Genomic DNA, 19,121 nt, shown 5'->3' with positions numbered 1-19,121 from the left:
CTCTCTTCATGACCTCCCTCCCAGGCACCGGTGCGCCCGTTTCCGCCGATCCCCGGATCGCAGCGGCGACCAGCGCGGTGCTGGCCACCCTCCGGCGGAACATCGACACCTTCGGCATCCGCTACCCAGACGACGCCACCGCCGGTGACCGCTACCCGGTGCGTCCCGCCGCCGGTGACTTCGCCGAAGGCGCGAACCGCGGCTGGACCACGAGCTTCTGGCCGGGGATGATGTGGATCGCGTGGGAGAAGACCGGTGACGAGTTCTTCCGTCAGGCCGGCCTCGCCCACGTCGCCGACTTCGCCCGCCGGGTGCGTGAGGAAGATGATCTCGACACGCATGACCTCGGCTTCCTCTACACGCTGGCCGCCGTCGCCCCGTGGCGGCTGCTCGACGACTCGGAAGCGCGCGCCGCGGCGCTGCAGGCCGCCGATCACCTGATGCGGCGGTTCCTGGAACCGGCCGGCATCGTGCAGGCGTGGGGGGATCTGTCCGACCCCGCCCAGCGCGGCCGGACGATCATCGACAGCCTCATGAACATGCCGCTGCTCACCTGGGCGGGCGAGCAGACGGGAGATGAGCGGTTCGCCGATGCGGTGCGCCGTCACACCACGCAGCTGCGCACGCACATCCTCCGCGAGGACGACACGACGTTTCACACCTTCTACTGGGATGCCGAAACGGGCGAGCCGCTACGAGGTGCGACCGAGCAGGGTGCGTTCGACGACTCGTGCTGGGCGCGGGGACAGGCCTGGGGGATCTACGGGTTCGCGCTGAACCACCGGGCCACCGGCGACGAGACCCTGCTTGAGGCGTCGCGGCGCTGCGCCGACTACTTCCTCGCGCACCTGCCCGCCGACCGCGTGCCGTTCTGGGATCTCGTCTACACCGACGGTGCCGACGCCCCGCGCGACAGTTCGTCTGCGGCGATCGCGGTGTGCGGCCTGTTCGAACTGGCCGATGCCGAGACCGACCCCGCCCGCGCCCAACGCTGGCGTGACGCGGCGCACGAGATCCTCGCCTCGCTCATCGAGAACTACACCCCCGCCCAGCCGGAGGATTCCGACGCGGTGATCCTGCACAGCGTCTACGACTTCCCCAAGAGCGTCGGCGTCGACGAGGGCACCCTGTGGGGCGACTACTTCTACCTCGAGGCGCTCACCCGAGCCGCCCAGCCCGACTGGAGGCCGTCCTGGTGAGGCTCGTCAGTTATCGCGGTGACGCCGCTGTCCGTGCCGGCGCGGTCATCCGCACGCCGGACGGCGATCGTCTGCTGGACCTGGGCGCCGAGCCGCTCGTGGCGATCCTCGCCGACGACGCTCGCCTGGCCGCGGTGCGCGCCGCCGTCGCAGCGGTCGACGCGGCAACGCTGCCGGCGCTGGCATCCGTCCGATTGGAAGCACCCGTGCGGCCGGGCACCATCCTGTGCCTCGGCTACAACTACCGCGGTCACGTGCCCGACGGCGTGGATCCGACGGCGGACGATCCGGCGTCTCCCGACGTGTTCGTGAAGACCCGCAACACGCTGTCCGGTCCCGCTGACCCCGTTGTCGTGCCGGCGGTCGCCGACGACGTCGACTACGAGGGCGAGATCGCCGTCGTGATCGGCCGGCGGGCGAAGAACGTGACCCCGGATGCCGCACTGGATCACGTCGCCGGATACACGATCCTCAACGACGTGTCGGACCGCACCTGGCAGCGGCGGCAGAGCCAGTGGGCGCTGGGCAAGTGCTTCGACTCCTTCGCGCCGCTCGGACCCTGGATCGTCACGCCCGATGAGGTCGGCGACCCGCAGGATCTGCTGGTCGAGGTCATCCGCGACGGGATCGTGACGGTGTCGCAGTCCACGGCGACGACGATTTTCCCCGTCGCCGAGATCGTCGCCTACCTCAGTCAGGTCATCACGCTGGAGCCGGGGGACGTCATCTCCACCGGCACACCGCAGAAACTCCCCGAGGCGCAGGCCGCCCACCGGCCGCTGCGTCCCGGCGACTCGGTCACCGTGCGCGTCGAGCGCATCGGGGAACTCACCACCACCTTCATCGGAGGAACCGAATGATCCTTGACAGCTTCCGCCTCGACGGCCGGGTCGCCGTCGTCACCGGCTCCAGCCGTGGCCTCGGTCAGGGTGCTGCGGTGGCGCTGGCCGAAGCCGGCGCGGACATCGCCCTCGTGGACCGCGGCGACGCCACCGAGACCGCTGAGCGCATCGCGGCGACGGGCCGCCGCGTGCACCGCATCCAGCTCGACCTGGGCGCGGCCGCACCGGCCGAGCTGGCCGCCGCGATCGACGAGGTCGTCGCCGAACTGGGACGGCTGGACATCCTCGTCAACAACGCCGGCACGATCCGCCGCACCCCGGCTGCCGAGCACTCCGCGGCCGACTGGGACGAGGTGCTCGCGCTGAACCTGGACGCAGTGTTCCACCTGTCGCAGGCCGCCGGTCGCCTGATGATCGCGCAGGGTCACGGACGCATCATCAACATCGCCTCGATGCTGTCGTTCCAGGGTGGCCTGTTCGTGCCCGGCTACGCCGCCTCCAAGCACGCCGTCGCGGGCCTCACCAAGGCGCTCGCCAATGAGTGGGCAGCCTCCGGCGTCACCGTCAACGCGATCGCCCCCGGGTACATGGCCACCGACAACACCGCCCCGATCCGCGCCGACGCCGAGCGCGAGGCCACGATCCTCGCCCGCATCCCGGCCGGCCGCTGGGGGACGCCCGAGGACCTGCAGGGTGCCTTCGTCTTCCTCGCCTCCGACGCCTCCGCCTACGTCACGGGCGCCATCGTGCCCGTCGACGGCGGCTGGCTCGTCCGCTGAAACCCCGAATCGAGCAGGAGCTTTCCATGCAGCAGCGCTACGCCACCAACCCCGCCCAGATCCCCGGCATGACCACCGCGGACCTGCGCGATCAGTACCTCGTCCCCGACGTGTTCGTTCCCGGTGAGATCACCGTCGTGTACACGCACCACGACCGCATCGTGCTCGGCGGGGCGGTGCCCGCCGGTGCCGAGCTGTCGCTGACCGGTTACCCCGAGATCCGCAGCGACTACTTCCTCGAGCACCGCGAGCTGGGCATCATCAACGTCGGCGGCACCGGAACGGTCACCGCGGACGGCGAGGTCTACACGATGGTCAAGGGTGCCTGCCTGTACCTCGGGCGCGGCATCCGCGAGGTCGTCTTCGCCGACGCCGAGGGCGACAGCGGCGCGCAGTTCTACCTGTTCTCGGCACCCGCTCACACCGCCTACCCGGCGGCGCTCGTCTCACCGGGGGAGGGCACCGTCCGCGAACTGGGCGACCAGGTCACCAGCAACCGCCGCACGCTCAACCAGTACATCCACGAGAACGGCGTCAAGAGCTGCCAGATCGTGATGGGCGTCACCTCTCTGCACCCGGGCTCGATGTGGAACACCATGCCCGCTCACACGCACGACCGACGCACCGAGTGCTACCTGTACTTCGACGTGCCCGAGGACGCCCGCGTGATCCACCTGATGGGCGAGCGCGAGGAGACCCGTCACCTGGTCGTCGCCGATCGGCAGGCGATCATCTCGCCCAGCTGGTCGTTGCACTCCGGCGTCGGCACCGCGGCATACTCGTTCGTGTGGGCGATGGCCGGCGAGAACCAGACGTTCGACGACATGGACGCCGCACCCGTCACGACGTTGAAGTGACCGGTTCGCTCCCTGTCCCGCGGGACGGGGTGCTGCTGGCCATCGGGGAGACCATGGCGATGGTCGCCCCGATGACCGCGGTCCCCGTGGAGGCTGCCGAGACCTTCCGGCTGGATGCCGGGGGCGCCGAGTCGAACGTCGCCTCCCACGTCGCGGCGGCCGGGGTCCCCGCCGCCTGGTACTCCCGGCTCGGCGACGATGCGCTGGGGCGCCGCATCGCGGCCCGCATCGCCTCCCGCGGCGTCGACATCTCGCGCGTGGACATCGACCGGCGGCATCCGACCGGGCTGTACGTGAAAGACCCCGGCCGGGGTGTGACGTACTACCGCGCGGGTTCCGCCGCATCGCACCTGTCGCGGGCGGATGCCGACGCGCTGGAATTCGACGGCGTCGCCGTCGTGCACGTCTCCGGCATCACTCCTGCGCTGTCGGTCTCGGCCGCCGCGTTCCTCGCACATGTCATCGACCGGGCGCGGCGGGCCGGCGTGCTGGTGAGCTTCGACGTGAACCATCGCGCGCCGCTGTGGTCGGCGGCGGCGGCATCCGCCCCGCTGCTCGCCCTCGCCCGTCGCGCCGACGTCGTCTTCGTCGGTCGTGACGAAGCCGAAACGCTATGGCGGGCCGCGACCCCCGAAGCGGCGCGCGCGCTGCTGGCGGATGTGCCGCAGCTCATCGTCAAGGACGGTGCCGTCGGCGCCACCCTCTTCGACGGGCAGGCTGCCATGTTCGAGCCGGCGCTCGTGGTCGATGTGGTCGAACCGGTCGGCGCCGGTGACGCGTTCGCCGGCGGCTACCTCGCGGCGCTGCTCTCCGGCGACGGCCCCGCCGCGCGGCTGCGCGCCGGGCACGCCCGCGCCGCCCTCACGATGCAGACGACGGGGGACTTCCCCGACGCCGCCCCTTCCGAAAGGACTCCCGCATGACCGCTCCGGCCGATTCGCGCCGCCTCGACGAGATCTTCGCCGGTGCCCCGCTCATGGCGATCCTGCGGGGGATGGGCCTCGAGCGCTCGGCGCGCCTGGCGACCACCGCCTGGGACCTCGGCATCGATTCCGTCGAGGTGCCGCTGCAGACCGAAGAAGACGACCGCGCGCTGCGCGAGGTCGTGCGCCTCGGCACCGAGCGGGGCAAGGCCGTCGGCGCCGGCACCATCCTGACCGTGGCGCAGGTGGATGCCGCCATCGCCGCCGGGGCGTCGTACCTGGTGGCGCCGGGGCTGGACGCCGCGGTGGTGCGTGCGGCGCAGGAGCGCGGCATCCCGATCCTGCCCGGGGTCGCCACCCCCAGCGAGGTGCAGCAGGCCGTCGCGCTCGGGCTCACGTGGCTCAAGGCATTCCCTGCGCATTGGCTCGGTGCCGACTGGTTCAAGCACATCCGCGGACCGTTCCCGCACGTGCGATTCGTCGCCACCGGCGGTATGGATGCCTCCAACGCCGGCGCCTTCCTCGCTGCCGGGGTGAAGGTCGTCGCCGTCGGCTCGGCCCTCGAGGACGAGTCCCAGCTGCCGCTCCTGGCCGCTCTCCTCCGCGCCTGACCCCCGCCGCCCCCTCCCCGCTGAAACCACAGCTGGTCGCCGAGACCGTGGTTGGTTCCCACTGTCTCGGCGACCAGCTGCGGTCTCACGGTCCGGGGCGACGGACCGCCGTCACATCCAGCGACGGGCCTTGAACACCAGCCAGAGGGCCACCGACGTCGCCGCCATGCAGATCAGCGCGATCGGGTACCCCCAGACCCAGTCCAGCTCGGGCATGTGGGTGAAGTTCATGCCGTAGATGGTTCCCACCAGGGTGGGGCCGAACAGGATCGCCGCCCACCCGGAGATCTTCTTGACCTGCTCGCTCTGCGCCAGCGCGGTGTCGGTCTGCCGGTGCGTGACGAGGGTGGCGTTGACCGCCAGCGCGTTCTCCAGGATCGACCGCATCGCCGCCAGCTTGTCGGTGACCCGGATGACGTGGTCCAGGACGTTGCGCAGCGACCGCTGCAGCTCGAGGTCCAGCGCGTACTTGTCCGCCCCGCGCAGCAGCCCCTCCAGCATTTCGGTGAGTGGCTCCGCGGCGCGCTGGAAGTGGATCACCTCCCGTGACAGGTCGTAGATGCGCCGGGTCAGTTCGGCGCCGGTGTTGCCGAAGAGGGCGTCCTCGATCTCGTCGACGTCGGTCAGCAGCCCCTCGACCACCGGAGCGTACTCGTCGACCACTTCGTCGAGGATCGCCGCCAGCACCGCTTCGGGGCCCTTGGCGAGCAGCTCGGGCTGGCGTTCCAGGTTCCGCCGCACGGCGGCGAGGTCGGGAACGTCGGCATGGCGGATCGTGACGACGAAGTCCGGGCCGACGAACAGGTGCAGCTCGCCGAACTCCACCGTCTCGGTGGCGTCGACGTAGCGGGCCGGGCGCAGCACCGTGAACAGGATGTTGCCGTATCGCTCGATCTTGGCGCGCTGGTGGCCCGACAGGGCGTCTTCCACCGCGAGCGGATGCAGCGAGAACTCCGCCGCGACCTGGTGGATTTCTTCCGGCGTCGGTCGCAGCAACCCGATCCACGCCATGCCGTGGTTTTCCTGCATGTGCTCGAACGTCTGCTCGAGATTCTCCGGGTTGCGAATCCGCTGGCCCGCGACGTACACGGCGTTGTCGATGATCGGCATCCCGCCAGTCTGCCCCCTCCACCGCGCGCCTCCGCGCGCTGAAACGACAGCTGGTCGCCGAGACCCTGGGAAATTCCCCCCGTCTCGGCGACCAGCTGCGGTCTCACGGGTTGGGCTAGCCGCCGAGGGCGGCGGCGACCACGGCGCGGGCCTCGGCCTGCACCTCGCGCAGGTGCTCGGGGCCTCGCAGCGACTCGGCGTACAGCTTGTAGACGTCCTCGGTGCCGGAGGGACGGGCGGCGAACCACGCGTGCTCGGTCTGCACCTTCAGCCCGCCGATCGCGGCGCCGTTGCCCGGCGCGTGCGAGAGCTTCGCGATGATCGGCTCGCCGGCCAGCTCGGTCGCGGTGACCGACTCGGGGGCGAGCTTGGCGAGCGTCGCCTTCTGGGCCGGGGTCGCAGGCGCGTCGACGCGCTCGTAGGCCGACGAACCGAACTCGGCCTCCAGCTCGGCGTAGCGCTGCGACGGCGTCTTGCCGGTGACGGCCAGGATCTCGGCGGCGAGCAGGCACAGCAGGATGCCGTCCTTGTCGGTGGTCCACACCGTGCCGTCCCTACGCAGGAACGATGCCCCCGCCGACTCCTCGCCGCCGAACGCGACCGACCCGTCCAGCAGGCCCGGCACGAACCACTTGAACCCGACGGGCACCTCCAGGAGCCTCCGCCCGAGCGACTCCGCGACGCGGTCGATGATCATCGACGACACGAGGGTCTTGCCCACAGCGGCATCCGCCGGCCACCCATCGCGGTGGCGGAACAGGTAGTCGATCGCCACGGCGAGGAAGTGGTTGGGGTTCATCAGGCCCGCGTCCGGGGTGACGATGCCGTGCCGGTCGGCGTCGGCGTCGTTTCCGGTGAGGATGTCGTAGTCGGCGCGCGCCGCGACGAGCGAGGCCATCGCCGACGGCGAAGACGGGTCCATCCGGATCTTCTCGTCCCAGTCCAGCGTCATGAACCGCCAGGTCGGGTCGACGTCGGGGTTGACGACGGTCAGGTCCAGCCCGTACACCTCGCCGATGAGGGCCCAGTACTCCACCGATGCACCACCCAGCGGGTCCGCGCCGATGCGCACCCCCGCCGAACGGATGGCATCCACGTCGATGATGCTCGCCAGGTCCCGCACGTACTCCTCGCGGAAGTCGTAGCTGCCCAGCCGCGACGTGTCGATGTCGGCGAAGCGGGTGCGCGTGACGCCCTCGAGCCCGGCGGCGATGAGTGCGTTCGCGCGCTCGGCGATCCAGCCGGTGGCGTCGGTGTCGGCGGGGCCGCCGTGCGGCGGGTTGTACTTGAAGCCGCCGTCGCGCGGCGGGTTGTGCGACGGGGTGACGACGATGCCGTCGGCGCGGGTGGGGTCGGCGGCGTCGAGGCCCCGGTTGTGGGCCAGGATCGCGAGGCTCAGTGCGGGGGTCGGCACCCACGCATCGCGGGAGTCGACCCGCACGTCCACGCCGTTTCCGACGAGCACTTCGATCGCGCTGCGCTCGGCCGGCCGGGACAGTCCGTGCGTGTCGCGGCCGAGGAACAGCGGGCCGGTAATGCCCTGACTGACGCGGTAATCGACGATCGCCTGGGTGGTGGCGAGGATGTGGTTCTCGTTGAAGCTCGTCGACAGCGACGAGCCGCGATGACCGCTGGTTCCGAAGGCCACGCGCTGCTCGGCAATGGCGGCATCGGGCTTGCGGTCGTAGTAGGCGTTGACCAGCTCGTCAATGTCGACGAGGTCGGAGGCTTCGGCGGGCTGTCCTGCTCGGCTCATGCGGACAGTCTGCCACCCGGACCGCCGACGCGCGCGGACTAGGCTTGCTCACCGTGACCAACGAGCCCGCCCCCGTCGCCCGTCGGACCTACAGTTTCCTGGGTCCGGCCGGCACCTTCACCGAGGCGGCGCTCGCGCAGGTCCCCGAGGCACGCGACCAGGTCTGGCATCCGGTGCGCAACGTCGCCGAAGCCCTCTCCGACGTCGTCGAGGGACGATCGGATGCCGCGATGATCGCGATCGAGAACTCGATCGACGGCGGCGTGTCCACCGCGCAGGACGCCCTGGCCACCATGCCGGGACTGCGGATCGTGGGCGAATACCTCGTGCCGGTGAACTTCGTCCTCGTCGCCCGCCCTGGCACCGCGATCGAGGACGTGTCCCTCGTCGCCGCGCACCCGGTCGCCTACGCGCAGTGCCTGCAGTGGCTGGCGGCCCACGTGCCCGCCCACGCTCACCTCCCCGCCGCCAGCAACGTCGCCGCCGCCGTGGACATGCTCGACGGCACGAGCAACGCGGATGCCGCGATCGCGCCACCAGGCATCCTGGAACACCACGACCTCGAACTGCTGGCCGAAGCGATCGGCGACAACCCGAACGCCGTCACCCGCTTCGTGCTCGTCAGCCGCCCCGGCACGCCGCCGAACCCGACAGGGGCCGACAAGACGTCCCTCATCGCGGAGCTGCCCGACGACCGCCCCGGCGCGCTGCTGGAGCTGCTGGAGCAGTTCTCCACGCGCGGCATCAACCTGTCGCTCATCGAGTCGCGCCCCATCGGCGACGCCCTCGGCCGCTACCGGTTCGTCATCGACGCCGACGGCCACATCGCCGACGAGCGGATGGCCGATGCGCTCCTGGGCCTGCGCCGCTTCAGCCCGCGCGTGATCTTCCTGGGGTCGTACCCGCGCGCCGACCGCGCGATCGTGCACTACCCGGACCGCTACGCCGACGAGGTGTTCGTCGAGGCGCGCGACTGGCTGCGCGGTCTGCTCTCCGGCGAACCCGACGCCTGACCGCGGTCCGCGCCGGAGGCGCCGCCGGGCTCAGCCCAGCGCGCCGGCCAGCAACTCGAGCGTGCGGGCGCGGCCGTCGGCACCGTCCAGCGGGTCCGATGCGCGGGCGGCGGCAACCGGCGACACCATGATCTCCTCGACGCCGTGCGTGTCGGCGAGCGCCCGAAGCTCGGATGCCGCCTGGTCGCCGGTGCCGATGATCCAGTGCTGCGCCATCGCGGCGATGATGGGCGTCATCGCCTCGTCCACACCCGCCGCCTCGGCATCCTCGACCGTCTCCATCGCGGCCATCGGCCGGTTCAGCCGCAGCCGGGCCATCGCCCGCAGCTGCGGGAGCGCCCGGGCGTCGGCTTCTTCGGCGGTGTCGGCGGCGACGACGTTCGCGGTCAGGAACGTGACCGGCTCGGGGTGGCCCTCGCTCGGCCGGTACTGGCCGCGGTACAGCCCCAGGGCGCGCTCGAGCCCGTCGCCGGCGAAGTGGTTCGCGAACACGTACGGCAGCCCGAGGGATGCCGCCAGCTGCGCGGAGTAGTCGCTCGACCCCAGCAGCCACACCTCTGGCGTCGTGGTGGCCGCCGGTGTCGCGTGCACGTCGTAGGTGCCGCCCGAGGTGAACTGCAGCGATGCGCCCTCGGGCGAGACCAGCGCGAGGATGTCCTGCACGTGCTGCGGGAACCGGTCGACGTCGCTGGAGGTGCCAGACATCCGCAGCAGCTGCGTGATCACCGGGTCGCTGCCGGGGGCGCGGCCGATGCCGAGGTCGATGCGGCCGGGGGTGAGCGCCTCCAGGGCGGCGAACTGCTCGGCCACCACCAGCGGGGCGTGGTTGGGCAGCATGACTCCGCCCGAGCCCACGCGGATGCGGGAGGTTCGCGCGGCGGCCGCGGCGATGAGTACCGGGGGAGTGGTCGAGCCCACCGAGGCCATGTTGTGGTGCTCGGCGAACCAGTACCGCCGGTAGCCGAGGGCGTCGGCGCGCTCGGCCAGCGCGAGCGACGCGGCGACCGCCTGAGCGCTGGTCTGGCCCGTGCGCACCGGCACGAGGTCGAGGACGGACAGGGCGGGGCGCGGCGAGGAGGACATCCTCGGAGACAACCGCGCGCCGGCGACGCCTATTCCGCGGCGTGGCGCAGTGCCGCGACGCCGGCCTGCTGCGCCGGGACGCCGGCCTCCTGCGCCGGGACGCCGCCCTGCTGCGCCGGATGGCCGACAGGCACCGCCACCAGCAGCGCACCCGCCGCGACGTGGGTGTGCACGTGCACCGCAACGCCGAACTCGTCGCCATCGAGCTGCACCGGCTGCGCGCCCGCGGGCGCGAGGTCCAGCGCGGGTCCCCGGGCGTAGCGCACCGCGGCATCCTCGGTGCGCAGCGCCAGCACGCTCCGGCCGGCGCGGAACCGGCGCAGCACGCTGTTGTCCCAGGCGACGCGGCGCCACACGAACAGCCACCCGAATGGGCCGTCGGGCTGGAAGACGACGACGTCCAGTTCACCGTCGGTGACCGATGCCTCCGGGATCAGCTCCAGCCCCGCCGGCAGCGACCCGCAGTTGGCGAACAGCACGCTGTGCACGCGCGCCGAGTGCATGCGGTGCCGTTCCACCTGGTAGACCACGCGGAACGGTTTCGCGCCGACCAGCGACCGCGCCGCACCTCCCACATAGGCGACCCACCCGACCGTCTTCTTCAGCTGCGGGTTGGTGTTGGCGATCATCGCGGCATCCAGCCCCATGCCGCCCATGACGACGAACGGATGCTCGTCGACCCGGCCGTCGGGACGGCGCAGCTGCGCGAAGCCGATGTCGATGGCCTGCGTCTGGCCGGTGAACGTCGCGCGGATCATCGTCTCCGCGTCGCTCAGGGGCAGCCGCAGGTTGCGTGCCAGCAGGTTGCCGGTGCCGCTGGGGACGATCGTGAGGGGGATGCCGGTGTCGCTGAGCGCTCCGGCGACGGCGCGCACCGTGCCGTCGCCGCCGGCCACCAGCACCGCGGTCACGCCCTGCGTGAGGGCCTCACCGGTGGCGGCGTCGCCCAGGTCGTCGACGGTGGTGGCGAACAGCAGGGGCGGCTCCCACCCCGCTTCGGCCGACAGGCGCGCCACGCTCGCGCTCAGCGCGGCGACGTCGACCTTGATCGGGTTGTAGACCAGCGCGGCGCGGGGAGCGGCAGGCGTGGTCATGGACACACGATAGCCCCGGGTCGGAGCGCGGGGCCTGTGCGAGGATTGACCGGTGATCGATCCCGCTCTCCTCCGCGACCAGCCAGACCTCGTCAAGCGCTCGCAGCAGGCCCGCGGCCAGTCGCCCGATACCGTCGATGAGGCCGTGACCGCCGACCGTGCCCGCCGCGCCGCGATCACCGCGTTCGAGGAGTTGCGCGCGGCGCAGAACTCCCACGGCAAGCGGGTCGCACAGGCCCCGAAGGAGGAGAAGGCGGCACTGGTCGCCGAGGCCAAGGAACTGAGCGAACGCGTCAAGCGCGCCCAGCACGCCGTGACCGAAGCCGAGGCGGCCGCAGAGTCGGCGTTCGCGAAGATCGAGAACATCGTCATCGACGGCGTGCCCGCCGGCGGCGAGGACGACTTCGTGACGCTGCGCACCCACGGCGAGCCGCTCACCTTCGACTTCGAGCCCCGCGATCACCTCGCCCTCGGCGAGAAGCTGGGCGCGATCGACATGGAACGCGGCACCAAGGTGTCGGGTTCGCGTTTCTACTTCCTCACCGGCATCGGGGCGCGTCTGGAGATCGCCCTGATGAACCTCGGTCTCGACCGGGCACTGCAGGCGGGGTTCACCCCGATCATCCCGCCGACGCTGGTGCGTCCCGAGGTCATGCGCGGCACCGGTTTTCTCGGCCAGCACGCCGACGAGGTCTACCACCTCGCCGACGAGGACCTCTACCTCGTCGGCACGAGCGAAGTGCCGCTCGCCGGCTACCACATGGACGAGATCCTCGATTTCCCGCGCGGCCCGCTGCGGTACGCCGGCTGGTCCACCTGCTATCGCAGCGAAGCCGGCTCCTACGGCAAAGACACCCGCGGCATCATCCGCGTGCACCAGTTCAACAAGCTGGAGATGTTCGTCTACACGACCCCCGAGGATGCCGAGAGCGAGCATGAGCGCCTTGTCGCGCTGCAGGAGCAGCTGCTGCAGGACCTCGGTCTCAGCTACCGCGTCATCGACGTCGCCGCCGGCGACCTCGGGTCCTCCGCGGCCCGCAAGTACGACATCGAGGCGTGGGTTCCCACGCAGGGCGCCTACCGCGAGCTGACCAGCACGAGCAACTGCACCACCTACCAGGCCAGGCGCCTGGACATCCGCTACCGGCCCGACGGCGGCAAGACGGCGCCGGTGGCCACCCTCAACGGCACGCTGGCCACCACCCGCTGGATCGTCGCGCTGCTGGAGACGCACCAGCGCGCCGACGGCTCGGTGACGGTGCCCGAGGTGCTGCGCCCGTTCCTCGGCGGCTTGGAAGTGCTGGAGCCGGTCGCATGAAACCCGCCCACCTTCCTGAAACCGGCAGCGTCGAGGTCACCGAACCCGCCCAGGCCGCCGAACTCGTCGAAGAGATCGCGGAGGATGCCGAGAACCCGCTCGTCGCCACCGAACAGCTGCTCATCGTGCTCGACATCGACGGCACGATCCTCCTCGAGGACGAGTCGCTGAGCCCGGGCGTCATCGAAGCGGTGGAGCACGCCCACCGCGCCGGTCACGAGGTCATGCTCGCCACCGGGCGCAGCTGGGAGAGCACCCGCGGCATCATGCGCGTGCTGGAGATCGCACCCGAATACGTCGTCTGCTCCAACGGCGCCGTCGTGATGAAGCGCGTCGAGGGCGACGAGGTGCGTTACGAGCGGTTCCACACCGAGACGTTCGACCCCACCGAAGTGCTCACCCTGCTGCGCGAGCACCTGCCGCACGCGAAGTACATGGTCGAGCTTCCCGACGGCAGCCGGCTCTACACCGAGGAACTCGACGACTGGAACCTGCAGGGCGCCAAGCGGGTGCCGTTCGCCCAGCTCGCCGCGCAGCCGGCCTGCCGCGTCGTGGTGGTCTCGCCCGACGAGACCGAACAGGACTTCGTGGATCTCGTCGCGCGCATCGGCCTGAACGAGGTGTCGTACGCGGTGGGATGGACGGCTTGGCTGGACATCGCCCCGCGCGGCGTGGACAAGTCATCGGCGCTGGAGCTGGTCTGCGGCTGGCTCGACGTGGACCCCGCGCACGTGCTGGTCATCGGCGACGGTCGCAACGACATCGGCATGTTCCGCTGGGCGCGCGAGCACGGCGGGCGCGCCGTGGCGATGGCGCAGGGTGTGGCAGAGGTGCGCGCCGTGGCCGGCGAGACGACGACTTCGGTCGAAGCCGGCGGCGTCGCCGACGTGCTGCGTCAGCTCTGACGGCACGCGCGGATCGGCCTCCGCGGGTCATTCAGCGCCTGTACAGCCGCCCCCGGGAGAATGGGAGACGGTGCCGTCGACTAGACTCGGGGCCTGTTCGACGGATGCCGCAGGGCATTCGCCGGGAGGGTTGTCCGAGCGGCCGATGGACCTGGTCTTGAAAACCAGTGGGCAGCAATGTCCCGTGGGTTCGAATCCCACACCCTCCGCCACGCCACTCGGGTGTGACGGGCATGGTCTGCCCCACCCGAGAGGACCCGTGTGAGCGCCACCCCCGACCGCAGCGGCGCGCCGACAGGTGCCGACCGCGCCGGTCGGCGTCCGCTCGCACGGCACGGCACGCAGCGCACGCCCGGCCCCTGGGTCCAGCTGATGAAGTTCCTCGCGATCGGCTTGGCCGTGGTGCTGGTGTCCGGGGTGAGCGTGGCGGCATACGCCGCGTTCAACCTGGCATCCAGCTTTGCCGACGGCTCAGTGGACCTCGAGGGCCAAGAGGCAGTCCCGCCCGACATCGGCGAGATCGAAGGCGGCGTCAACCTGTTCCTCGCCGGCACGGATGCCTGCGAGCCCGAGTACGCCGCCTACTTCGGCGACCGTTGCACCGGCAGCGACGCGACGGGCGAGCTGAACGACGTCAACATGCTCGTGCACATCTCGGACAACCCGCGCCGTGTGACGGTGGTGTCGTTCCCGCGTGACCTGATGGTCCCGATCCCCGCCTGCACCGACCCCGGTGGCAACGAGACCCCGGCGATGCGCAAGCAGCCGCTGAACTCCGCCTATTCCAACGGGGGTGAAGCAGGCCTGGCCTGCGTCGTCTCGACGATCTCGGAGCTCTCCGGGCAGGAGATCCCGTTCGCTGCGAAGATCACCTGGGGTGGCGTGATCGAGATCACCAACGCCATCGGCGGGGTCGAGGTGTGCATCGAGAACGGCATCAAGGACCCGCACACCGGAATCGACTGGGAGGCCGGCAACCGCACCATCGCGGGCGTGGAAGCGTTGCAGTTCCTGCGCACCCGGTACGGCGTCGGCAACGGCGGAGACCTCGGCCGCATCTCCAACCAGCAGCAGTACATGTCGCGGCTGGCGCGCAAGCTCGTCAGCGACGAAGTGCTCTCCAACCCGGCCACGCTGTACTCACTGGCATCCACCGCCGTGGAGAACGTGACCCCGAGCAAGACCCTCACCAACCCGGTCACGCTCATGCAGATCGCGCTGGCGGTCAAGAACGTGCCGTTCGAAGAGATCGTGTTCCTGCAGTACCCCGTACTGGAAGACCCCGACGACCCGAACAAGGTCGTACCCGACTACGACGCCGCCGATCAGCTGTGGGCGGCGCTCGAAGCCAACCAGCCGCTGATCATCAGCGGTGAGACCAGTCAGGGCGACGGCGTGGTCGTCGTGGAGCCGGAAACGCCCGCAGCGCCCGCGCCCACCGAGGCGGCCCCGGCACCGGGCGAGACCGCCGCGCCGTCGGAGACGCCTGCGCCGGGTGTTACCCTTCCTTCGTCCATCGCGGGACAGACGGCCGCGCAGGAGACCTGTACGAACGGGAATGTGAGCCAATGACTCCACGCAATGCCCCAGCCAAGGGGCGACGGCTTCCCGTCGCCCGACATGGGGTATTGCGTTCACCGAATCCGCTGCTGCAATTGCTGACCGTCTTCGGAGTCATCGTCGCCGTCGTGCTGGTCTCGGGGGTCAGTGTCGCCGGCTACGCCACCGTGGGGCTGGTGTCGGACTTCGCCGAGAACGCCGTCGTGCTCGAGGATGCCCCCGCCGAGCCCCCGAGCCTCGGAGCCCTCGAGGGGCCGATCACGATGGTCGTCGCCGGCACCGACGAGTGCGAGGACGAGATTGCCGGCTCGTTCGGCGGCCGCTGCAAAGGGCCCGATGCCAGCGGGCAGCTCAACGACGTGAACCTGCTCGTACACATCTCCGATGCCCCGCGCCGGGTGACGGTGGTGTCATTCCCCCGTGACCTGATGGTGCCGATCCCGTCGTGCACGCAGGAGGACGGCTCGCAGACGTCGGCGATGAGCAAGCAGCCGCTGAACTCGGCATATTCGTACGGCGGCCTCGGGTGCGTCGTGAGTACGCTGTCGAAGCTGAGCGGGATGAGCGTGCCGTATGCCGCGAAGGTGAGCTTCGGCAACGTCATCAACATCACCGACGCGATCGGCGGGGTCGAGGTGTGCATCGCCGGCGGCATCCGCGATCGTCACACCGGCATCGACTGGCCGGAGGGCACGCGCACCGTCTCGGGCTACGATGCGCTGCAGTTCCTTCGCACCCGGCACGGCGTCGGCGACGGCTCGGATCTCGCCCGCATCAGCAACCAGCAGCAGTACATGTCGCGTCTGGTGCGCAAGCTGGTCAGCGACGAGGTGCTCAGTGATTACGGCACGCTGGGCGCGCTCGCGGGCACCGCGGTGAAGAACGTGACGCCGAGCGATTCGCTGACCAACCCGCTGCGACTGGTGCAGATCGCGCTGGCCGCGAAGGACGTGCCGTTCGACGACATCACCTTCCTGCAGTACCCCACGTACGGCGACCCTGCTGACGTCGACAAGGTGGTTCCCGACTACAACGCGGCCGAGCAGATGTGGGAGGCGATCCTGGCGAACCAGCCGCTGCAGCTCAGCGGTGAAGCAGGCATGAACGACGCCGTGGTCGTCGTGGAGCCGCCCGGCGCCGAGCCGTCGGCCGGGGCCGAGACCCCCGCCGGGGAGACCCCCGTGGCGGAAGCGCCGGTGGTCCCGGAGGGCACCGTGCTGCTGCCGCGATCCATCACCGGGTCGACCGCTGCGCAGGAGACGTGCTCCGTGGGTAACGTCGGCGGGTGACCGCGTTCGTTCGCGGGTCCGCGACCAGGTTATGATGGCTGAGCGCACCCGCCGTTTTGCGGTCGGATGCCTGGAGACGTCGCATAGTCCGGCCTAGTGCACCACCCTGCTAAGGTGGAGTCCCCTTATGGGGACCGAGGGTTCAAATCCCTCCGTCTCCGCCACGTGATGGCCCGAGATCCCCTGTAAACACCGGGATCGCGGGCCATAGGTGTCTCATGGAATCCCGTTCGCGTACGGACGACGTAATCCGGCGGAGAAGGCTCCCAATGCACCCACGAGACGACAGAGTGCGGGAGAAAGCGGGCGTGAGGCCACAACGACGGGCGGTGTCCGTTGTCGCCAGTGCGGCAGTCGTTATCGCGGTGATAAGTGGATGTGGCGCGACGGGCACGTCCCACCCATCGTCCTCATCGACGCCAACTGTGGCATCCACCCCCACGCCGCGCGTCGTCGCCGACGACCACTTCATGCGACTCGAGCGCGATTTCGACGCGCGACTGGGTGTCTACGCAATGGACACCGGCACCGGTGAGGCCGTCGCCTACCGCCCGGACGAACGGTTCGCCTATGCGTCGACATCCAAGGCGCTTCTCGGTGGTGCAATCCTCGCGCAGGCGAGCGAGTCCGAGCTGAGCGAGATCGTCACCTACACGGCAAACCAGCTGGTGGCGCACTCGCCGATAACCGAGCAGCACATCGACACGGGCATGCCTTTGCGAGAGGTCATGGCGGCCGCGATCCAGCACAGCGACAATACCGCCGCCAATCTGATGTTCGACCGCCTTGGCGGGCCCAGCGGGCTGAGTGGTTATCTCGAGAGCATCGGCGATACCACCACCGCCCCGGAGCGGATGGAACCGGAGCTCAACGAGGCCACGCCCGGCGACATGCGAGACACCAGTACGCCACGGGCCTTGGCGGCAAGCCTGGCGGAGATCGCGTTCGGAAGCACTCTCACACCGGAGCGGAGAGATTTCTTCACTGAGCTCCTCATCGGCAATACCACCGGCGACAACCTCATCCGAGCGGGCGCCCCCGACGGATGGGTGGTCGGCGACAAGACCGGATCCGGCGGGTACGGAACGCGCAACGACATCGCCATCCTCTGGCCCGACACCGGCTCTCCTATCGTGCTGACCGTGCTCTCAAGCAAGAGCTCAGCCGACGCAGAACGAGACGATGCGCTCATCGCCGCCGCAGCAAGGGCTGCGATAACAGCACTCAGACCTGACGCCGGGTGACAAGGCAACTTGTACGACCTCAACCCTGGTCTCGCGAAGGATCTGAGTCCGGTCGCAGGCGGCGTGGCTCGGTCTAGCGTTCGGTTCGCGGCCTTCCGGGCCGGAGCCCGGTCCGTCATCGCGGTCGCCGGAGGGACTGGAACGAGGACAAAGAAGCCCGGATCCCTTGTGGGTCCGGGCTTCTTTTCGTATCCGTGCTGGCGCGTCAAGCCACGGTCTCCGTGGGGACTCGACGCTCGACACCGATCGTGACGCGGGTCACGAGGGCAGTGACCGCACCGATGGCCACGAGGACCGGAGCCAGGAAGAGGCCGACCGTGGCCACAGCGACACCGGCCGTGAGCGGCACTTCGAGGATGGTCTCCCCGGTGTCGCGCTTGACGAAGAGGCGGCTGACGTTGCCCTCGCGGACGATCTCGCGGACGCGGCGGACCGCATCCTCGGCCTCGACTTCGAACTCCTCGTACTGGTTGTGACTGTTCTCGCTCATGAGAGTGTTCCCTTCTTTCTTCGACCGGCTCATCCGGCCGTGTCAGGACACTAAGCATCCGCACCGCACCCGCGCCTCCACCCGTGGGGTCGATCAGCGTGGTCCGCAGTATGCCCCTCGTCAGTACCGAGGGGGGACGTGCACTGCGCGCGCGTGGCCCTATCTTCTCGAGATCACGCAGGGCAACGACCGCAACGGACTCAAAGGATGACAATCATGACCGACACGCCAGCATCGATACGCCTCGATGCGTCGACACGGCTCCTGAGCCCTCTGCGGGCGGCTCGGGCCATCGGCCCGGAGGCTCTCGCTTACGCCGTCCACGGCCTTGTGCTGTTCGTAGCGGTCGTGGGCGCGACGTTCGTCGCTGATTACCCCGCGTGGCAGATGCTCATCTACTCCGCAGGCGCCGTCCTCCTCTTCTGGTGCGCACACGTCTACTCGGCAGTCCTCGCCGACCAGCACACCCCCCAGGCCACCGTGCCGACCGGCATCACGCTGGTGTGGCATGAGATGAAGCGTCACACTCCGCTTCTTGAGGCGTGCATCGCTCCCGCCGTCCCCCTGATACTGGCAGTGACCGGGGTGCTGCCCTCGCCGATGGCATACGCCGCGAGCCTCACCATCGGCCTTGTCACCCTCGCCGTCGTCGGCTTCCTGTCACTGCGGAACCGACGTGGTTCGCTGCGGCGTTCGCTGTTCGCGGCGGTGACGACCGCGGGCTTCGGCGCCGGCATCATCGCCGCTGAGACCTTCCTCCACTGATCCACCATTCCGCCTGCGGTTCTGGCCGTGAGTGGCTCGCAACGAATCCCGAAAGGCCATAGAAATGCAAATCCTCCTCTCCATTCCCCGGCTCATGCTGGCAGTCCTCGCCCTCGCGCTGTTCCACCTCGCCGCAGGGTTCCTCGTCCTCGTCTACGCCGTCATCGCGCTTGCGGTCGGCATGGGTCGTTGGTGCCGGGATGTCTGGGTTCGAGCCAGTCGGCGCCAGCGCCGCCCCGGTGTCCCGCTTCAGCCGGTTCGCGCGGTAGGTCCGTGACCAGTG

19 protein-coding genes and 2 tRNA genes are annotated in these 19,121 nt (G+C 70.0%); 16 read left to right on the top strand and 5 right to left on the bottom strand.

Annotated features, from left to right (window positions below; all coding sequences use genetic code 11):
* Window positions 1-8: 8 nt before the first annotated feature.
* The 6 genes from QNO11_RS14050 to QNO11_RS14025 are packed head-to-tail and all read left to right on the top strand — an operon-like array spanning window position 9 to window position 5,211.
* A complete protein-coding gene (locus tag QNO11_RS14050; protein ID WP_257507642.1) occupies window positions 9-1,199 on the top strand; it encodes a glycoside hydrolase family 88 protein in 1,191 nt (396 codons plus the stop codon).
* Complete coding sequence (locus QNO11_RS14045; RefSeq protein WP_257507643.1) at window positions 1,196-2,059, top strand: fumarylacetoacetate hydrolase family protein; 864 nt, start codon at window positions 1,196-1,198, stop codon at window positions 2,057-2,059. Before QNO11_RS14050 ends, QNO11_RS14045 begins: the two co-directional genes overlap by 4 nt.
* A complete protein-coding gene (gene kduD / locus QNO11_RS14040; RefSeq protein ID WP_285169401.1) occupies window positions 2,056-2,820 on the top strand; it encodes a 2-dehydro-3-deoxy-D-gluconate 5-dehydrogenase KduD in 765 nt (254 codons plus the stop codon). Before QNO11_RS14045 ends, kduD begins: the two co-directional genes overlap by 4 nt.
* Before the next feature lie 26 nt (window positions 2,821-2,846).
* Window positions 2,847-3,677 (top strand): 5-dehydro-4-deoxy-D-glucuronate isomerase, encoded by an 831-nt coding sequence (gene kduI / locus QNO11_RS14035; protein WP_257507644.1) that lies wholly within the window; start codon window positions 2,847-2,849, stop codon window positions 3,675-3,677.
* The gene (locus tag QNO11_RS14030) at window positions 3,674-4,600 is read left to right on the top strand and encodes a sugar kinase (RefSeq protein WP_257507645.1); all 927 of its coding nucleotides are present in this window, start codon (window positions 3,674-3,676) and stop codon (window positions 4,598-4,600) included. Before kduI ends, QNO11_RS14030 begins: the two co-directional genes overlap by 4 nt.
* A complete protein-coding gene (locus QNO11_RS14025) occupies window positions 4,597-5,211 on the top strand; it encodes a bifunctional 4-hydroxy-2-oxoglutarate aldolase/2-dehydro-3-deoxy-phosphogluconate aldolase (protein ID WP_257507646.1) in 615 nt (204 codons plus the stop codon). Before QNO11_RS14030 ends, QNO11_RS14025 begins: the two co-directional genes overlap by 4 nt.
* A 111-nt stretch (window positions 5,212-5,322) precedes the next feature.
* Here QNO11_RS14025 and QNO11_RS14020 read toward each other — a convergent pair whose 3' ends face one another.
* Together QNO11_RS14020 and pgm are read right to left on the bottom strand one after the other, a co-directional pair.
* A complete protein-coding gene (locus tag QNO11_RS14020; RefSeq protein ID WP_257507647.1) occupies window positions 5,323-6,321 on the bottom strand; it encodes a magnesium and cobalt transport protein CorA in 999 nt (332 codons plus the stop codon).
* Between the two features lie 115 nt (window positions 6,322-6,436).
* Window positions 6,437-8,077, bottom strand: a complete 1,641-nt coding sequence (pgm, locus tag QNO11_RS14015; RefSeq protein WP_257507648.1) for a phosphoglucomutase (alpha-D-glucose-1,6-bisphosphate-dependent) — start codon at window positions 8,075-8,077, stop codon at window positions 6,437-6,439.
* 53 nt (window positions 8,078-8,130) lie between these two features.
* Here pgm and pheA point away from each other — a divergent pair, with 53 nt between their 5' ends.
* On the top strand, window positions 8,131-9,090 hold the full coding sequence (gene pheA / locus QNO11_RS14010) for a prephenate dehydratase (protein WP_257507649.1): 960 nt from the start codon (window positions 8,131-8,133) through the stop codon (window positions 9,088-9,090).
* A 30-nt stretch (window positions 9,091-9,120) separates the two neighbouring features.
* Here the strand turns inward: pheA and QNO11_RS14005 are convergent, their stop codons facing one another.
* Entirely contained in the window at window positions 9,121-10,173 is a 1,053-nt protein-coding gene (locus QNO11_RS14005) for an LLM class flavin-dependent oxidoreductase (protein WP_257507650.1), read from the bottom strand.
* Window positions 10,174-10,202: 29 nt separating this feature from the next.
* A complete protein-coding gene (locus QNO11_RS14000; protein WP_257507651.1) occupies window positions 10,203-11,267 on the bottom strand; it encodes a diacylglycerol/lipid kinase family protein in 1,065 nt (354 codons plus the stop codon).
* 52 nt (window positions 11,268-11,319) lie between these two features.
* Here QNO11_RS14000 and serS point away from each other — a divergent pair, with 52 nt between their 5' ends.
* From serS to bla, 7 genes are all read left to right on the top strand, one after another.
* Window positions 11,320-12,585, top strand: a complete 1,266-nt coding sequence (gene serS / locus QNO11_RS13995) for a serine--tRNA ligase (RefSeq protein WP_257507652.1) — start codon at window positions 11,320-11,322, stop codon at window positions 12,583-12,585.
* Complete coding sequence (locus QNO11_RS13990; RefSeq protein ID WP_257507653.1) at window positions 12,582-13,490, top strand: HAD family hydrolase; 909 nt, start codon at window positions 12,582-12,584, stop codon at window positions 13,488-13,490. Before serS ends, QNO11_RS13990 begins: the two co-directional genes overlap by 4 nt.
* Window positions 13,491-13,614: 124 nt before the next feature.
* Window positions 13,615-13,702, top strand: a tRNA-Ser gene (locus QNO11_RS13985).
* Window positions 13,703-13,751: 49 nt separating this feature from the next.
* Window positions 13,752-15,062, top strand: coding sequence for an LCP family protein (locus QNO11_RS13980; protein ID WP_257507654.1), 1,311 nt, complete (start codon window positions 13,752-13,754; stop codon window positions 15,060-15,062).
* Between the two features lie 56 nt (window positions 15,063-15,118).
* Window positions 15,119-16,339: an LCP family protein gene (locus tag QNO11_RS13975; protein ID WP_306817081.1), complete on the top strand. Its 1,221-nt coding sequence runs from the start codon at window positions 15,119-15,121 to the stop codon at window positions 16,337-16,339.
* Window positions 16,340-16,411: 72 nt separating this feature from the next.
* Window positions 16,412-16,503 (top strand) — tRNA-Ser (locus tag QNO11_RS13970).
* A 306-nt stretch (window positions 16,504-16,809) separates the two neighbouring features.
* On the top strand, window positions 16,810-17,583 hold the full coding sequence (gene bla / locus QNO11_RS13965) for a class A beta-lactamase (protein WP_257507656.1): 774 nt from the start codon (window positions 16,810-16,812) through the stop codon (window positions 17,581-17,583).
* A gap of 205 nt (window positions 17,584-17,788) precedes the next feature.
* Here the strand turns inward: bla and QNO11_RS13960 are convergent, their stop codons facing one another.
* Window positions 17,789-18,073, bottom strand: a complete 285-nt coding sequence (locus QNO11_RS13960; protein WP_257507657.1) for a DUF4342 domain-containing protein — start codon at window positions 18,071-18,073, stop codon at window positions 17,789-17,791.
* Window positions 18,074-18,289: 216 nt separating this feature from the next.
* Between QNO11_RS13960 and QNO11_RS13955 the strand changes: the two genes are divergently transcribed.
* Both QNO11_RS13955 and QNO11_RS13950 read left to right on the top strand, forming a co-directional pair.
* Window positions 18,290-18,838 (top strand): hypothetical protein, encoded by a 549-nt coding sequence (locus tag QNO11_RS13955; RefSeq protein WP_257507658.1) that lies wholly within the window; start codon window positions 18,290-18,292, stop codon window positions 18,836-18,838.
* Between the two features lie 64 nt (window positions 18,839-18,902).
* Entirely contained in the window at window positions 18,903-19,115 is a 213-nt protein-coding gene (locus QNO11_RS13950) for a hypothetical protein (protein ID WP_257507659.1), read from the top strand.
* The last annotated feature ends 6 nt before the right edge of the window (window positions 19,116-19,121 follow it).

It is taken from the genome of Microbacterium sp. zg-B96 (assembly GCF_030246865.1).
In the GTDB taxonomy this organism is placed as follows: domain Bacteria; phylum Actinomycetota; class Actinomycetes; order Actinomycetales; family Microbacteriaceae; genus Microbacterium.
The sequence above is the reverse complement of the archived record's forward strand: the minus strand, read 5'-3'. Positions and strand labels throughout refer to the sequence as shown.